At 73.0% G+C, this 15,949-nt stretch carries 13 protein-coding genes; 9 read left to right on the top strand and 4 right to left on the bottom strand.

The window, feature by feature from the left end; translation table 11 throughout:
* Nucleotides 1–55 precede the first annotated feature (55 nt).
* Together ABD932_RS11350 and hemW are read left to right on the top strand one after the other, a co-directional pair.
* Nucleotides 56–2,218 (top strand): SpoIIE family protein phosphatase, encoded by a 2,163-nt coding sequence (locus ABD932_RS11350; protein ID WP_345011333.1) that lies wholly within the window; start codon nt 56–58, stop codon nt 2,216–2,218.
* A gap of 27 nt (nt 2,219–2,245) precedes the next feature.
* Nucleotides 2,246–3,478, top strand: coding sequence for a radical SAM family heme chaperone HemW (hemW, locus tag ABD932_RS11345; RefSeq protein WP_345011331.1), 1,233 nt, complete (start codon nt 2,246–2,248; stop codon nt 3,476–3,478).
* 14 nt (nt 3,479–3,492) lie between these two features.
* Here the strand turns inward: hemW and ABD932_RS11340 are convergent, their stop codons facing one another.
* Together ABD932_RS11340 and ABD932_RS11335 are read right to left on the bottom strand one after the other, a co-directional pair.
* Nucleotides 3,493–4,302, bottom strand: coding sequence for a DUF3097 domain-containing protein (locus ABD932_RS11340; RefSeq protein ID WP_345011329.1), 810 nt, complete (start codon nt 4,300–4,302; stop codon nt 3,493–3,495).
* Between the two features lie 42 nt (nt 4,303–4,344).
* Nucleotides 4,345–5,076 carry an MBL fold metallo-hydrolase gene (locus ABD932_RS11335; protein WP_345011327.1) on the bottom strand — a complete coding sequence of 244 codons (732 nt, stop codon included), beginning with the start codon at nt 5,074–5,076 and terminating at the stop codon, nt 4,345–4,347.
* A gap of 164 nt (nt 5,077–5,240) precedes the next feature.
* Between ABD932_RS11335 and hrcA the strand changes: the two genes are divergently transcribed.
* The 4 genes from hrcA to ABD932_RS11315 all read left to right on the top strand — a co-directional run bounded on the left by hrcA (nt 5,241) and on the right by ABD932_RS11315 (nt 9,405).
* A complete protein-coding gene (gene hrcA, locus ABD932_RS11330) occupies nt 5,241–6,257 on the top strand; it encodes a heat-inducible transcriptional repressor HrcA (RefSeq protein WP_250087970.1) in 1,017 nt (338 codons plus the stop codon).
* Nucleotides 6,258–7,394, top strand: coding sequence for a molecular chaperone DnaJ (gene dnaJ / locus ABD932_RS11325; protein ID WP_345011324.1), 1,137 nt, complete (start codon nt 6,258–6,260; stop codon nt 7,392–7,394).
* Between the two features lie 185 nt (nt 7,395–7,579).
* Nucleotides 7,580–8,656 (top strand): nitronate monooxygenase, encoded by a 1,077-nt coding sequence (locus ABD932_RS11320; protein ID WP_345011322.1) that lies wholly within the window; start codon nt 7,580–7,582, stop codon nt 8,654–8,656.
* Complete coding sequence (locus ABD932_RS11315; RefSeq protein WP_345011320.1) at nt 8,653–9,405, top strand: 16S rRNA (uracil(1498)-N(3))-methyltransferase; 753 nt, start codon at nt 8,653–8,655, stop codon at nt 9,403–9,405. Before ABD932_RS11320 ends, ABD932_RS11315 begins: the two co-directional genes overlap by 4 nt.
* Nucleotides 9,406–9,432: 27 nt before the next feature.
* Here the strand turns inward: ABD932_RS11315 and ABD932_RS11310 are convergent, their stop codons facing one another.
* A complete protein-coding gene (locus tag ABD932_RS11310; protein WP_345011318.1) occupies nt 9,433–9,819 on the bottom strand; it encodes a hypothetical protein in 387 nt (128 codons plus the stop codon).
* A 9-nt stretch (nt 9,820–9,828) separates the two neighbouring features.
* Nucleotides 9,829–11,463, bottom strand: coding sequence for a hypothetical protein (locus ABD932_RS11305; protein ID WP_345011316.1), 1,635 nt, complete (start codon nt 11,461–11,463; stop codon nt 9,829–9,831).
* Between the two features lie 197 nt (nt 11,464–11,660).
* Here ABD932_RS11305 and ABD932_RS11300 point away from each other — a divergent pair, with 197 nt between their 5' ends.
* The 3 genes from ABD932_RS11300 (at nt 11,661) to ABD932_RS11290 (ending at nt 15,941) form a co-directional block, all read left to right on the top strand.
* Complete coding sequence (locus ABD932_RS11300) at nt 11,661–12,158, top strand: hypothetical protein (protein ID WP_345011314.1); 498 nt, start codon at nt 11,661–11,663, stop codon at nt 12,156–12,158.
* 75 nt (nt 12,159–12,233) lie between these two features.
* Complete coding sequence (locus tag ABD932_RS11295; RefSeq protein WP_345011312.1) at nt 12,234–15,461, top strand: S41 family peptidase; 3,228 nt, start codon at nt 12,234–12,236, stop codon at nt 15,459–15,461.
* A 126-nt stretch (nt 15,462–15,587) separates the two neighbouring features.
* Nucleotides 15,588–15,941, top strand: coding sequence for a histidine triad nucleotide-binding protein (locus ABD932_RS11290; protein ID WP_345011310.1), 354 nt, complete (start codon nt 15,588–15,590; stop codon nt 15,939–15,941).
* Nucleotides 15,942–15,949 lie beyond the last annotated feature (8 nt).

Here is a 15,949-nt window from a genome sequence, read left to right as displayed (position 1 = left end):
CACTCTGTCGGCGTCGACTGAGGCGTATTCGTCCGAACCGCTCGGGGAGCTGTCCATGGGGGCCATTCCGGTGCAACGGGAGACCGTTACCCGTGCCTCTGATGTGCCTGCGCATGAGGGCGCGCGCCCGCGTACCGGGGAAGGTGTGCGCCCCCAGACCCGTACGACCCTCCCCGGCACCCCCCTCTCCCCGGGCTCCGCCCGCTCCCTCGTGCGCGCCGCCCTCACCGAGTGGGCCGCCTCCGGACTTCCCGGCACCGAGCGCGTCAGCGACCGCCTGGTCGAGGACGCCGTCCTCGCCGTCAGCGAACTCGTCACCAACGCCGTCGTGCACGCCGGTACCGATGTCGAGCTCAGCTGCCGGCTGGAGGAGGACACCGGCGCACTCCTCGTCGAGGTGCTGGACCACCACCCCTCGCGCGCCCCGCGCGACGGCGAGGTCGACGCTGTGTACGAGACACCGGAGTACGGCCGTGGCCTCAGGCTGGTGTCCCGGCTCGCCGAGTCCTGGGGCGTCACCTACCGCACCGGTGCCAAGACCGTGTGGGCACGGCTGCCCGCCGAGGATCCCGTGGCGGCCAGGGACGACATCGAGGCGTACGCCGAGGAGCGTGCGCTGGAGCGCGGGCTGCGCGTCGCGGAGATTCTCGCGCCGGAGCCGCTGCCGCTCTCGGCCGGGCGCCCGGTCGCGGCTTCGGGCGATCAGGGGGATCAGGGCGATCGGGGCGATCAGGGCGGCACTTCGGTGTCACTCGACCAAGGGAGCGCTCCGGCGTCGCTCGATCAAGGGGGCGCTCCGGCGTCGCTCGATCAGGGGAGCGCCCCGGCTTCCCTCGATCAGGGGGATCCTCACCTTCCCCCTCCCCCTCGCCCCGAACGGGACTGGCTCAACCGAGGCGCCCTGTCCTTCCTCGCCGAGGCCTCCGACCTGCTCGCCGGGCAGCTCGACGAGAACCTCGTCGCCGCGCTCGCCGGTCAGCTGATCGTGCCGCGGCTGGCGGACTGGTGCGCGGTGTGGCTGGAGGACGAGGTCGCCGGGCGCTGGGGCTACCCCCGATCAGGTGAGGCCGGGGGCGAGGGAGGCCGGCCGATGGACGGCGGCGCGGGGGCCGGGCCCCGGCTCGCCCGCGTCTGGCACGGCTCCGAGAACCTCATCGAGGAACTCCGCCGCGCCCTGGAGAAGGAGCCGCCCGAACCGTCCGACCAGCACCGCACCGGCCCCGTCCCCTACCCCTGGCCCGGTGAGGCGCTCGGTGAGCGCGGGATCCGCGGCACGGCGCTCGCGTACCGCCTGATCGCGGGCGGCCGCCCGCTGGGCACGCTGGTCATCGGGCGGGCCGGCCTCAGCCGCTTCCCCGACGAGGTCACCGGGCTCGTGGAGGACCTCAGCCGCCGGGTGGCCCTCGCCATCGGCGCGGCCCGCCAGTACGCCCGGCAGGCCACCATCAGCCGGGTCCTGCAGCGTGGACTGCTGCCCGGCGCGGTCGCGGAGATCCCCGGGGTGGTCAGCGCCCTGGTGTACGAGCCGTGCGACAAGGGCGGCCCGAGCGGCGACTTCTACGACCTCTTCCCGGCCGGCGACGGCCGCTGGTGCTTCGCCATCGGCGACGTCCAGGGCAAGGGCCCGGAGGCCGCCGTGGTGATCGGCATCGCGCGGCCCTGGCTGCGGCTCCTCGCCCGGGAGGGCTACCGGGTCGCCGACGTCCTCGACCGCCTCAACCAGCTCCTCCTCGACGACGCCACGGAGGCCGCCGACGCCGCCGCCCGCGCCCTGGTCGGCCCGATGGCACCCGGCGACGGCCCGCAGACCCGCTTCCTGTCCCTGCTGTACGGCGAACTGACCCCCTTCGACGGCGGCATCCGCTGCACCCTCGCCTCCGCCGGACACCCCCTGCCGCTCCTCCTCGGCGCGGGCGGCGAGGTGCACACGGCCGCGCAGCCCCAGACCCTCCTCGGGGTCTTCGAGGACGCGACGTACACCAGCGAGACCTTCGAGCTGCGCTCCGGCGACACCTTGCTGTGCGTGACGGACGGGGTGACCGAGCGGCGCAGCGGCTCCCGCCAGTTCGACGACGGCGACGGCCTCGCGACCGCCCTCGCCGGGTGCGCGGGCCTGAACGCCCAGCTGATCGCGGAACGGATCCGCAGGCTGGTGCACGAGTTCGGCGGCCGCCCGCCGGAGGACGATCTGGCGCTGCTGGTGCTGCAGACCGAGTAGCCGGCGGGGTACGGGACAATAGAACCCATGCCCTCCGCACTCCCCGACGGCGAGCCCGTCTCCGCCGACGGCGCGCTCCCCGCGTCCGCGCTCGCCGACGCGGCCGACCGCCCCCTCGGCTTCTACCTGCACGTCCCGTACTGCGCGACCCGCTGCGGCTACTGCGACTTCAACACCTACACGGCGACCGAGCTGCGCGGCACGGGCGGGGTGCTGGCGTCCCGCGACAACTACGCCGAGACGCTGATCGACGAGATCCGCCTGGCCCGCAAGGTCCTCGGCGACGACCCGCGCGAGGTCCGCACGGTCTTCGTCGGCGGCGGTACGCCGACGCTGCTGGCCGCCGACGATCTCGTACGGATGCTGGGGGCGATCCGCGACGAGTTCGGACTGGCGCCGGACGCGGAGATCACCACGGAGGCGAACCCGGAGTCGGTGAACCCGGAGTACCTGGCCACGCTGCGCCGGGGCGGTTTCAACCGCCTCTCCTTCGGCATGCAGAGCGCGAAGCAGCACGTGCTGAAGATCCTGGACCGCACGCACACGCCCGGCCGTCCCGAGGCATGCGTCGCGGAGGCCCGCGCGGCGGGCTTCGAGCACGTCAACCTGGACCTGATCTACGGCACCCCGGGCGAGTCGGACGACGACTGGCGGGCCTCGCTGGAGGCGGCACTGGGGGCCGGACCGGACCACATCTCGGCATACGCCCTGATCGTCGAGGAGGGCACCCAGCTGGCCCGCCGGATCCGCCGGGGCGAGGTTCCGATGACGGACGACGACGTCCACGCGGACCGGTACCTGATCGCCGAGGAGACGCTCACGGCGGCCGGTTTCGACTGGTACGAGGTTTCCAACTGGTCGACCTCCGAGGCCGCCCGCTGCCTGCACAACGAGCTGTACTGGCGGGGCGCCGACTGGTGGGGCGCGGGTCCGGGAGCCCACTCGCACGTCGGCGGGGTCCGCTGGTGGAACGTCAAGCATCCGGGCGCGTACGCGGCGGCGCTGGCGGCGGGGCGGTCGCCGGGGGCCGGGCGGGAGCTGCTGTCGGAGGAGGACCGCAGGGTGGAGCGGATCCTGCTGGAGCTCAGGCTTCTGGAGGGGGTGCCGCTGGAGCTGCTGCGGGCGGACGGCCTCAGGGCCTCCCGCCGCGCCCTGTCGGACGGACTTCTCCAGCAGGAGCCGTACGACGAGGGACGCGCGGTACTGACGCTGCGCGGGCGCCTGCTGGCGGACGCGGTGGTGCGGGACCTGGTGGACTGAGGGGCGCTACGGCGCTACGCCGGAGCCGTCACGAAGTCGATCAGCTCCTCCACCCGCCCCAGCAACTCCGGCTCCAGATCCTTGTAGGACCCCACCCGGGCCAGAATCGCCTGCCACACCGCGCCGGTGTTCTCCGACGGCCACCCCAGCGCCCGGCACACCCCCGTCTTCCAGTCCTGCCCGTGCGGCACCCGCGGCCACCCCGGGATGCCCAGGGACGACGGCTTCACCGCCTCCCAGATGTCGATGTACGGGTGGCCCACCACCAGGGCGTGCTCGCTGGTCACCGACTCGGCGATGCGCCACTCCTTCGTGCCGGGGACCAGGTGGTCGACCAGGACACCGAGGCGGGCGTCCGGGCCCGGGGCGAAGTCGGCGACGATCGACGGCAGGTCGTCGACGCCCTCCAGGTACTCCACGACCACGCCCTCGATGCGCAGATCGTCGCCCCACACCTTCTCGACCAGCTCGGCGTCGTGCCGGCCCTCGACATAGATACGGCCGGCGCGGGCCACGCGCGCGCGTGCCTGCGGGACGGCGACCGAACCGGATGCCGTACGGGTGGGACGTACCGGAGCCGACGACGAGGGGCGTACGAGAGTCACCACCTTGCCCTCCAGCAGGAACCCGCGCGGCTCCAGCGGGAACACCCGGTGCTTGCCGAAGCGGTCCTCCAGGGTCACCGTGCCCGCCTCACAGCGGATCACCGCGCCGCAGAACCCCGTGCCCGCTTCCTCGACGACCAGGCCCGGGTCGGCGGGTACCTCCGGTACCGGCTTGGGCTTCTTCCACGGCGGAGTCAGGTCCGGCGAGTACTGGCGCATTCGGATGACGATAGGAGAAGCGTGGGCCGTGTGGCGTACGGATCACCCCGACACGCCGAAGCGGGCCGCGAGGGCGTCGCGCTGGCGCCGTACGAACTCCGCGTCCACCACCGCTCCGTGACCGGGCACGTACAGCGCGTCCTCGCCGCCCAGCTCCAGCAGGCGGTCCAGGGCCGCCGGCCAGTGGGACGGTACGGCGTCCGCGCCGGCCTGGGGCTCGCCGGACTCCTCCACCAGGTCGCCGCAGAAGACCACCTCCGGGTCGCCCGGCACGAGCACCACCAGGTCGTGGGCCGTATGGGCCGGGCCCACGTTCGCCAGCAGGACCTGGCGGCCGTCGTCAAGGTCGAGGGTCCACTCGCCGCTCACCTGATGGTGGGGGTGGATCAGCGCGTCCACGGCCTCCTCCGCGACGGCCGCGTCCAGGCCGTGGCGGACCGCGTCCGCGCGCAGCTCCTCGCGCGCGTGCCGTCCGGCGAAGACCGTGTCCATGCCCACCGCGCCGTACACCTCCGCGCCCGCGAAGGCCGCCGCCCCGAAGGCATGGTCGAAGTGGGGATGGGTCAGCGCGAGATGAGTCACACGGTGACCCGCGAGCCACTGCGCCTGGGTACGCAACCGCGCGCCCTCTCCGAGGCTTGACCCGGCGTCGACGATCAACGCGGTCCCGTCCCCGACGACCAGCCCCGCCGTGCAGTCCCACACCGGAAGCCGGCACCGCCCCACCCCGGCCGCCAGCCGCTCCCATCCCAGCTCTTCCCAAGTCACCGTCATACAGGGACGCTAACCAAGACACGACCGGCCGGCACTGTCGTGCCGGACCGGCCTTGCCCGGGGCGTACCCCACAGCCGTACACTGGGCCGGGGACGGCTGGCACTCACAAGCACAGAGTGCCAGGAAGGCGCCAAGGGGAACGACATCTGGAGGTGTGCGCGAGATGCTGAGTGAACGCAGGCTCCAGGTGCTGCGCGCCATCGTCCAGGACTACGTCGGGACCGAGGAGCCGGTGGGCTCGAAGGCCCTGACCGAGCGGCACAGCCTCGGCGTCTCCCCGGCGACCATCCGCAACGACATGGCGGCCCTGGAGGACGAGGGGTACATCGCCCAGCCGCACACCAGCGCCGGGCGGATCCCGACCGACAAGGGCTACCGGCTGTTCGTCGACAAGCTCGCCGGCGTCAAGCCGATGAGCCCGCCGGAGCGGCGCGCCATCCAGAACTTCCTGGACGGGGCCGTCGACCTCGACGATGTCGTGGCCCGGACCGTACGGCTGCTCGCGCAGCTCACGCGGCAGGTCGCCGTCGTGCAGTACCCCTCGCTCACCCGGTCCACCGTCCGGCACGTCGAGCTGCTCTCGCTCGCGCCCGCGCGTGTGATGCTCGTGCTGATCACGGACACCGGGCGGGTCGAGCAGCGGATGGTGGACTGCCCGGCGCCCTTCGGCGAGGCCTCGCTCGCGGATCTACGCGCGCGGCTGAACAGCAGGGTCGCGGGGCGGCGCTTCACCGATGTGCCGACGCTCGTCGAGGACCTCCCCGAGGCCTTCGACGTGGAGGACCGCGGCACCGTCTCGACCGTGCTCTCCACCCTCCTGGAGACGCTCGTCGAGGAGAACGAGGAGCGGCTGATGATCGGCGGCACCGCCAATCTCACCCGCTTCGGACATGACTTCCCCCTCACTATCCGACCGGTCCTGGAGGCGCTGGAGGAGCAGGTCGTGCTCCTCAAGTTGCTTGGCGAGGCCGGGGATTCGGGCATGACCGTACGCATCGGTCATGAGAACGCCTATGAGGGACTCAACTCCACGTCCGTCGTGTCGGTCGGCTACGGTTCGGGCGGCGAGGCAGTCGCCAAGCTCGGCGTGGTCGGACCGACCCGCATGGATTACCCGGGAACGATGGGAGCGGTACGCGCAGTGGCACGGTACGTCGGACAGATCCTGGCGGAGTCGTAAGTGGCCACGGACTACTACGCCGTTCTCGGCGTGCGTCGCGACGCGTCGCAGGAAGAGATCAAGAAGGCCTTCCGGCGGCTCGCACGCGAGCTGCACCCGGACGTCAACCCGGATCCGAAGACCCAGGAGCGGTTCAAGGAGATCAACGCCGCTTACGAGGTGCTGTCGGACCCGCAGAAGAAGCAGGTCTACGACCTCGGCGGCGACCCGCTGTCCCAGGCGGGCGGCGCGGGCGCGGGCGGCTTCGGGGCCGGTGGCTTCGGCAACTTCTCGGACATCATGGACGCGTTCTTCGGTACGGCGTCCCAGCGCGGTCCGCGCTCGCGCACCCGGCGCGGCCAGGACGCGATGATCCGGCTGGAGGTCGAGCTCGACGAGGCGGCCTTCGGTACGACGAAGGACATCCAGGTCGACACGGCCGTCGTCTGCAACACCTGTAACGGTGAGGGCGCGGCGCCGGGGACCTCGGCGCAGACATGTGACATGTGCCGCGGTCGCGGCGAGGTGTCCCAGGTGACGCGGTCCTTCCTGGGCCAGGTCATGACCTCGCGTCCCTGCCCGCAGTGCCAGGGATTCGGCACGGTGGTACCGACGCCGTGTCCCGAGTGTGCGGGCGATGGCCGCGTACGGTCCCGCCGGACCCTGACGGTCAAGATCCCGGCCGGTGTCGACAACGGCACGCGGATCCAGCTCGCCGGTGAGGGCGAGGTCGGGCCGGGTGGCGGTCCCGCTGGTGACCTGTACGTCGAGATCCACGAGCTGCCGCACTCGACCTTCCAGCGGCGCGGCGACGACCTGCACTGCACGGTGACGATTCCGATGACCGCGGCGTCTCTCGGTACGAAGGTGCCGTTGGAGACGCTGGACGGGCTGGAGGAGGTCGACATCCGGCCGGGGACCCAGTCCGGGCAGTCGATTCCGCTGCACGGGCGGGGCGTGACGCATCTGCGCGGTGGCGGGCGGGGCGATCTGATCGTCCACGTCGAGGTGCAGACGCCGACCAAGCTGGATCCCGAGCAGGAGCGGTTGCTGCGGGAGCTGGCCAAGCTGCGGGGTGAGGAGCGGCCGCAGGGGCAGTTCCAGCCGGGGCAGCAGGGGTTGTTCTCGCGGTTGAAGGACGCGTTCAACGGTCGCTGACCGGTGGGTGGGGTTGCTCGCCCGAGTGGGGGTTGCTCGCCGTGGCTGGGGGCTGCCGCCCCAGGCACCCGCTTCGGCCCTGAAGGGGCCTTGTCCTCAAACGCCGGACGGGCTGATTTTCGTTGGCCTGCACCAAGAGACAGGGCCGATTCGGACTTGTTCGGGGGACGTGACAACATGCCGTCATGTCCTCCGCACTGACCGATCTCTTCCCCTTCCCGATCGTGCAGGCCCCCATGGCGGGCGGCGTCTCCGTGCCGCATCTCGCCCAGGCTGTGTCCGAGGCCGGTGGGCTGGGGTTCCTTGCCGCCGGGTACAAGACCGCCGACGGGATGTACCAGGAGATCAAGCAGTTGCGGGGGCTGACCACGAAACCCTTCGGGGTCAACCTCTTCATGCCGCAGCCCGAGTACGCCGACAGGGCCGCGGTCGACGTCTACGCGCATCAGCTGGCCGGCGAGGCCGCCTGGTACGACACCGAGCTCGGGGATCCGGACAGCGGGCGGGACGACGGGTACGAGGCCAAGCTGGCCGTGCTGCTCGACAATCCGGTGCCCGTCGCCTCCTTCCACTTCGGCGTGCCCAGCAGCGATGTGCTGGAGTCCCTCCGGCGTGCCGGAACCTTCACCCTCGTCACCGCCACCACCCCCGACGAGGCCCTCGCCGTGGAGCGGGCCGGTGCGGACGCGGTGATCGCGCAGGGCGTCGAGGCGGGTGGCCATCAGGGGACTCATCGCGACAATCCCGAGACCGACGGCACCGGCATCGGGCTGCTCTCGCTCATCGCCCAGATCCGCGAGGCCGTCGGCCTGCCCATCGTCGCCGCCGGCGGCATCATGCGCGGCAGCCAGATCGCCGCCGCGCTCGCCGCCGGTGCCAGTGCCGCCCAGCTGGGGACCGCCTTCCTCGCCACCCCGGAGTCCGGCGCCACCGCCCTGCACAAGCAGGCGCTGACCAACCCCCTGTTCGCACGCACCGAGTTGACGCGCGCGTTCTCCGGGCGGCCGGCCCGTGGCCTCGTCAACCGCTTCCTGCGCGAGCACGGGCCGTACGCCCCCGCCGCCTACCCCGAGGTCCACCACCTCACCTCGCCGCTGCGCAAGAAGGCCGCCTCGTCCGGCGACCCGCAGGGCCTGGCACTGTGGGCGGGGCAGGGGCACCGGATGGCACGTGAACTGCCCGCCGGGCAGCTGGTGGAGGTGCTGGCGGCCGAACTCGACGCCGCCAGGACAGCGTTGTCGGCCAAGGGTGAGATCCGATGACCGCGCCGGTGTTCGTGGTCGACTCCCTGGAGGGCGTGGGCCCCGGTTCGATCATCGACGTGGAGGGCCCGGAGGGGCGGCACGCCGTCTCCGTACGACGGCTGCAGCCCGGCGAGGACGTGGTGATCACCGACGGGCGGGGCCGGGGCGCGGCCGGCGTCGTTCTCAGCGCGTCGGGCAAGGACCACCTGGTCGTCGAGCCCTTCGAGTTCCCTGTCGAACCCGAGCCCAGCCCCCGGATCACCGTCGTCCAGGCCCTCCCCAAGGGTGACCGCGGCGAGCTGGCGGTCGAGACGATGACCGAGACCGGCGTGGACGCGATCGTGCCCTGGTCCGCCGCCCGCTGCATCACCCAGTGGAAGGGCGACCGCGGCCTCAAGGCGCTCGCCAAGTGGCGGGCCACGGCCCGCGAGGCCGGCAAGCAGTCCAGGCGCCTGCGCTTCCCGGAGGTCGCGGACGCGGCGACGACCAAGCAGGTCGCCGCGCTGCTCGCCGAGGCCGACTTCGCCGCCGTACTGCACGAGGAGCGCGACTACGGCAGCGAGCCGCTCGCGACCGCCGAGCTGCCCGCCGAGGGCGAGATCGTGCTGGTCGTCGGGCCCGAGGGCGGTGTGTCCCCGGAGGAGTTGGCCCTCTTCGAGGAGGCGGGCGCCAAGGCGTACCGTCTGGGCCGTTCCGTCCTGCGTACCTCCACCGCCGGGACCGCGGCGACGGCACTGCTCCTCGGCCGTACCGGCCGCTGGTCCTGACGTCGGTGGCGGGTTCGGTGCGCAACCCTATGGAGTGGCTGCTGCCGCGCGCCTGAGGTCGACCGCCTCGGCGACCGCGGGGAACAGCTCCCAGCCGTCCAGCTCCGCGCCGCCCGACAGCAGTCCGCGCGTCTCGGCCTCGTCGACGAGGGCCCGTACGACGCCGGGTTCGCGCAGGTTGAGGAGGTCGCCGCGGCCGTCGGCGACGCAGCCCGAGAAGAAGTAGCCCTCGGCGACCACACGGCCCGAGCCCGGTTCCCCCTCCCGGAACACGATCCGGGTGCGGGCGCCGTCCCGGTAGAGGTTGAGGACCTCGCGGCAGACGTCACCGTCCCGGTGCTTGTGCCGGACGCTCCAGAGGTACGTCGTCCGCTCGTCCACGACGAGCCTGCGCAGTCGGCGGTCGTTTCGCACCCGGCCACGCTACGGCGCCGGACACCGCTTGGTCTCCGGGTTTTTCGCCGGGATGAGCCGGACGTCCTCGCGGCGGACGGCGAAGGACTCCTGGACCTTGCCGTTGTGGCGCTCCGGGTCCCACAGCCGGATCCAGTCGCCGGAGGTGCCGAAGGACACCACGGGGTGGTCGGTGGGGACCGGGCCGTTCTCCACCGCCACGGGCTTGGCGGCGTCCACCGGGCGTACGCACATGAAGTGGCCGTAGATGCCGAAGTAGTCGGGCGGGTGGTCGCCCTGGCGTGCGGCGTTCTCGGCATCCCGGCCGGCCGCGCTCGCCGCCTGTCCGATACCGAGGGCGACCGCGCTCAGGGCATAGACCACGACGATCAGGGTGGCCAGGACGATGGCGAAGAAGCGGCTGCCGGCGTCCCGCCCCAGATGGAAGTGGCGCAGCCAGCCCACGACCGCCACGATGACCAGCACACTGCCCAGCGCGAGGCCCATCGGCTCGGCGGCCACCAGATACGTGCCGAGCCGCGGTGCGGGCACCCACTCCGCGCGGATGTCGAAGCGGTCCAGGTAGGCGTCGTGCATCTGCCCGCCCAGCCAGCCCACCATCGACCACAGCACCGGCACGGACAGCGGCACCAGCCACGCCGCGTGCCGGGTGAAGAAGGTGCGGCGCAGGGCGAGGACCACCCCCGCGCCGGTGAACCCGCCGACGGCGAGTACCAGTGCGCCCGCCCACAGCACCCCGGGCTCGGTGTCCTGGCCCACCAGGGCCCCGAAGGCGGCCAGTGCCGTGGTGCCGGCGACTCCCGCGGCCCACTGGACCACGGGCCCGCGTGTCCGTGTCTCCTTGAGGGTCCGGCCCAGCGGCAGCGCCCCCGCCGGGCTCAGCAGCGCGGGCAGCAGCTTCCAGGCCCCGTCCGCCCAGACGACGTACATCCCGCAGACCACCGCGAGGACGACGCCGGCGATCCCCTCCCACAGCCAGACCAGCCGGACCCGGCGCTCGTGCGGAGTCTCGTCACGCGGCGGGTCCGCGTCCGAGTGGCCCGGCACCCGCAGGCCGTGCGCCTCGGGGTCGAAGGGGCGGCCGCCCAGCGGACGCGCCGCCAGCTCGGCCGCCGCCTCCTCCCGGGAGCGCGGGCCCGCCGGTACGGTCACGGCACGCTGCTCGTCCGCCCCGCCCAGCCGGATCCACAGCCGCCCCAGCGTCGGCAGCGCACGGTGGACGTTGTACGTCGTCCGGGCCGGCCGCTCGTGCTCGACCAGGGCGGCGTCCCGCACCCATGCGCCCAACTCGGCCTGCTGGGCGAGGCGTTCGACCTCCAGCGTGGCGGTGCGCAGGGCACCGAGGCGGGCCCCGTGCAGCCGGACCTCGACGACGAGCGTGCAGCGGTGCGCCACGCCGGGCGCCGCCTCGTCGTCCTCCGCCGGGCGCACGGTCCAGCCGCGCTCCTCGAACAGGGCGGTCACGTACGCCACTTCGTCCGGATGGTCGACCACGTCGACGAGTATCCGGACCCGGCGCCGGCGCGGCGGCGCGGGCGGTCCCGCCGCCGGGGCCGGCACGGCGTCGACGCCGCTGCGGTCGGCGTCGTCCGAGGCGCGGGGCGTGGGTACGGCAGTGCGGGCGGGGATCCGCGAGGGGGCCAACGGTCCTCCGGGCAGGGGCGGTCGGGCGGCGACACCCGATTGTGACGTGTGCGAGCAGGGAGTGGCCGTATGCGCCCTACCGCGTCGGCGGGGACAGTGGCAGGCTGCCGTCCATGGGGGCATTCAGGAGGGTTTGGGGTCGCACGGGCCGCACAGGTAGCGCACGTTCCGCCGTTCGCCGTGCCTACGGCGCACGGGTGGCAGGTGTGGCGGGGCTCGCCGTGGTCGCCGTCGGCGGGGCGGTGGCCTGTGATCCGGGCGGGCTGAGCAGCGCGACCGTGGCGTTCACGACCGACCAGACCGTGACCGAGGAACTGGAGCGGCAGAAGGCCGATGTGCAGTGGCTCAACTGCACGGGCTCGTACGAGGGCGGCAAGGGCGGCTCCGCCGCGCCGACGGCGACCGAGAACACCGTGGTCAAGGTCGACTGCGAGGGCGAGACCAAGGACGGCAAGGACATCGTCGTCACCGGCCGGATCACCCGGGCCGTCAGCGGTTCGTGTGTGCGCGGGGACCTCGTCGCCAAGATCGACGGCAAGGAGTGGTTCCACGTCAACGGCCTCGGTGACTGCGACTCCGCGCCCTCGCCCGTCAATCCCGGCAACGGACAGCAGCCCGGGCCCACCGTCACGGTGACCGTGACCAAGACCGTGTACTGCAAGGAGCATCCGAACTGCTGGCCGGAGGGCAAGTGAGCGGGCCCGCAGGGGAGTTCGGGCAAGAGATCCAAAGGCCTGTCCGTGGCCGCCGCCCTTGCTTAGGGTGATCGGGTGACACAGACCTCGACCCCGGCCCCGGCCCCGGCCCCGTCCTCGTCCTCATATCTCCGGTATCCGCATCCGCACGGCGACCTGGTCGCCTTCACCGCGGAGGACGACGTCTGGCTCGCCCCGCTCGACGGCGGCCGCGCCTGGCGGGTCAGCGCCGACAACGTCCCGGTCAGCCTGCCGCGCATCTCGCCCGACGGCACGACCGTCGCCTGGACCTCCACCCGCGACGGCGCCCCCGAGGTGCACATCGCGCCGGTCGACGGCGGCCCGTCCAGGCGGCTCACCCACTGGGGCAGCGGGCAGACCCGGGTGCGCGGCTGGACCCCCGACGGCCAGGTCCTCGCGATCAGCACCCACGGCCAGGCGGGCCGCCGCCGCACCTGGGCCCACACGGTCCCGCTCGACGGCGGACCGGCCACCAGGCTGTCGTACGGCCCCGTCGCCGATGTCGCCTACGGACCGCACCTCGTGCTCGCGTCCGCGCCCATGGGCCTGGAGGCGGCGCGGTGGAAGCGCTACCGGGGCGGTACGGCGGGCAAGTTGTGGATCGACCGGGAGGGCGCCGGGGAGTTCGTACGGCTCCACGAGGAGTTGGACGGGAACATCGAGTACCCCGTGTGGGTGGGGGAGCGGATCGCCTTCCTCTCCGACCACGAGGGCGTCGGTGCGGTGTACTCCTCCCTCGCCGACGGATCCGATCTGCGAAAGCACACGCCGATCGACGGCTTCTACGCCCGGCACGCCGCGAGCGACGGCACGCGCGTCGTCTACGCCTCCGCCGGTGAACTGTGGATCCTCGACGACCTCGACGGGGCCGAGCCGCGCCGGCTCGACATCCGGCTCGGGGGGCAGCGCACCGACCGGCAGCCGTTCCCGGTGAACGCCGCCCGCTGGTTCGGGTCGGCGGCCCCGGACCACACCGCGCGCGGCAGCGCGGTCGCCGTGCGCGGCGCCGTGCACTGGGTCACCCACCGCTCCGGTCCCGCCCGCGCGCTCGCCGCCGAGCCGGGCGTACGGGCCCGGCGGCCCCGTACCTTCCGGGCGGAGGGCGAGGAGTGGGTCGTCTGGGTGACGGACGCGGAGGGCGACGACGCCCTGGAGTTCGCTCCCGCGACCGGGCTCGCGCCCGGGGCCACCCCGCGCAGGCTGGCCGCCGGGCAGCTCGGGCGGGTGCTGGGGCTCGCCATGGCGCCCGACGGGAGCCGGGCCGCGGTCGCCGCGCACGACGGGCGGGTGCTGCTCGTCGAGCGGGAGACCGGCGAGGTGCGCGAGGTCGACCGCAGCGCGGACGGCGACGTGGACGGGCTGGTCTTCTCGCCCGACTCGGCCTGGCTCGCCTGGTCGCACCCCGGACCGCGCCCGCTGTCCCAGCTGAAGCTCGCCAACACCACCGACCTGTCGGTCTCCGAGGCGACCCCGCTGCGCTTCCAGGACTACGCGCCGGCGTTCACGCAGGACGGCAAGCACCTGGTGTTCCTGTCGACGCGGGCCTTCGACCCGGTCTACGACGAGCACGTCTTCGATCTCGCCTTCGTGGTCGGCTCCCGCCCGCACCTGATCACCCTCGCCGCGACCACCCCGTCCCCCTTCGGCCCGCAGCGGCACGGCCGCCCCTTCGACGCGCCCGACAAGGACGAGACACCCGACAGCGAGGGCACCCCGACCACCCGCATCGACCTCGAAGGGCTCGCCGACCGGATCGTGCCGTTCCCGGTCGAGGCCGCCCGCTACACCAACCTGCGGGCCGCGAAGGACGGCGTGCTGTGGCTGCGGCACCCCGTGCGCGGCGCCCTCGGCGCCGCCCGGGCCACACCCGACGACCCCGAGCCCAAGACCGAGCTGGAGCGCTACGACCTCGTCCAGCGGCGCGTCGAGCATCTCGCCGACGACGCCGACCACTTCGAGGTCAGCGGCGACGGCAAGCGGGTGCTGCTGTGGACCGACGGCCGGCTCAAGGTCGTACCGAGCGACCGGCGGGCCTCCGGCGACGAGGACAGCGACTCGAACATCACCGTGGACCTGTCGCGCGTACGGCAGACGGTCGACCCGTCGGCCGAGTGGCGGCAGATGTTCGAGGAGACCGGCCGCATCATGCGGGACCACTTCTGGCGGCCGGACATGAGCGGCGTGGACTGGGCGGGTGTGCTGGACCGCTACCGGCCGCTGGTGGATCGCGTGGCGACCCATGACGACCTGATGGACCTGCTGTGGGAGGTCCAGGGCGAGCTGGGCACCTCGCACGCGTACGTCGCGCCGCGCGGCGGCTACGGCGGCGGGGCCCGGCAAGGTCTTCTCGGCGCCGACATCTCCCGCCACCCGGACGGGAGTTGGCGCATCGACCGGATCCTGCCCTCGGAGACCTCCGATCCCGAGGCCCGGGCGCCGCTGGCCGCGCCCGGGGTCGCGGTGCGGGCCGGCGACGCGATCGTGGCCGTGGCCGGGGTGCCGGTGGATCCGGTGACCGGGCCCGGGGCGCTGCTGGTCGGTACGGCGGGCAAGGCGGTGGAGCTGACGATCTCGCCGGCGGGCGGCGGGGACGTACGGCATGCCGTCGTGGTCCCGATCGCGGACGAGCAGCCGCTCAGGTACCACGCGTGGGTCGCCGACCGGCGGGCGTACGTCCACGAGAAGTCCGGCGGACGGCTGGGCTATCTGCACGTGCCGGACATGCAGGCGCCCGGATGGGCCCAGATCCACCGTGACCTGCGGGTCGAGGTGGCGCGGGAAGGGCTCGTCGTGGACGTCCGCGAGAACGGCGGCGGCCACACCTCGCAGCTCGTCGTGGAGAAGCTGGCCCGCCGGATCGTGGGCTGGGAACTGCCGCGCGGGATGCGGCCGTACAGCTATCCGACGGACGCCCCGCGAGGGCCCGTGGTGGCGGTGGCGAACGAGTTCTCCGGCTCCGACGGGGACATCGTCAACGCGGCCATCAAGGCGCTGGGTCTCGGACCGGTGGTGGGAACCCGGACGTGGGGCGGCGTGATCGGCATCGACAGCCGCTACCGGCTGGTCGACGGCACCCTGATCACCCAGCCGAAGTACGCCATCTGGCTGGAGGGCTACGGCTGGGACGTGGAGAACCACGGGGTCGACCCGGACGTGGAGGTGGTCCAGCGCCCGCAGGACTGGGTGGCGGGGCGCGACGCCCAACTGGACGAGGCGATCCGCATCGCGTTGGAGGGACTGGAGACCAGTCCGGCGAAGACGCCCCCAGCTCTGCCAACCTGATGGGGGCGCGGGGCTGTATCGATATGCGGCTCCGCCGCGTGGGCGCGACCAGCCACCGATCACCCGCACCCGACGACGATACGATGCCCCCCGTAAAGACCCGCCCAACCCCCGGAGGGAACCCGCATGGCAGCGGAGCCGCAGGACGACTGCCTGTTCTGCAAGATCGTCGAGGGGCATGTCCCGGCGACGATCGTGCGGGAGACGGAGACGACCGTCGCCTTCCGGGACATAAACCCCCAGGCGCCCACGCACGTCCTGGTCATTCCCAAGGCGCACTACCCGGACGCCGCCGCCCTCGCCGCCGCCGAGCCGACGCTCGCCGCGGACGTCCTGCGTGAGGCCCAGGCCGTCGCCGACGAGGACAAGCTGGAGAGCTACCGCATCGTCTTCAACACCGGTGCGGGCGCCGGGCAGACGGTCTGGCACGCCCACGCCCACATCCTCGGCGGGCGCGGCATGCAGTGGCCCCCCGGGTAACGAGAAGT

It is taken from the genome of Streptomyces shaanxiensis, from assembly GCF_039537145.1.
In the GTDB taxonomy this organism is placed as follows: Bacteria; Actinomycetota; Actinomycetes; order Streptomycetales; family Streptomycetaceae; genus Streptomyces; species Streptomyces shaanxiensis.
The sequence above is the reverse complement of the archived record's forward strand: the minus strand, read 5'-3'. Positions and strand labels throughout refer to the sequence as shown.

Bases quoted from the DNA above. Each gene is read 5' to 3' on its own strand.
- ABD932_RS11350 (WP_345011333.1), top strand. From the start codon at position 56: ATGGGGGCCATTCCGGTGCAACGGGAGACCGTTACCCGTGCCTCTGAT.
- ABD932_RS11315 (WP_345011320.1), top strand. From the start codon at position 8,653: ATGACCGCGCCGGTGTTCGTGGTCGACTCCCTGGAGGGCGTGGGCCCC.
- ABD932_RS11290 (WP_345011310.1), top strand. From the start codon at position 15,588: ATGGCAGCGGAGCCGCAGGACGACTGCCTGTTCTGCAAGATCGTCGAG.
- hemW (WP_345011331.1), top strand. From the start codon at position 2,246: ATGCCCTCCGCACTCCCCGACGGCGAGCCCGTCTCCGCCGACGGCGCG.
- hrcA (WP_250087970.1), top strand. From the start codon at position 5,241: ATGCTGAGTGAACGCAGGCTCCAGGTGCTGCGCGCCATCGTCCAGGAC.
- ABD932_RS11340 (WP_345011329.1), bottom strand. From the start codon at position 4,302: ATGCGCCAGTACTCGCCGGACCTGACTCCGCCGTGGAAGAAGCCCAAG.
- ABD932_RS11320 (WP_345011322.1), top strand. From the start codon at position 7,580: ATGTCCTCCGCACTGACCGATCTCTTCCCCTTCCCGATCGTGCAGGCC.
- ABD932_RS11335 (WP_345011327.1), bottom strand. From the start codon at position 5,076: ATGACGGTGACTTGGGAAGAGCTGGGATGGGAGCGGCTGGCGGCCGGG.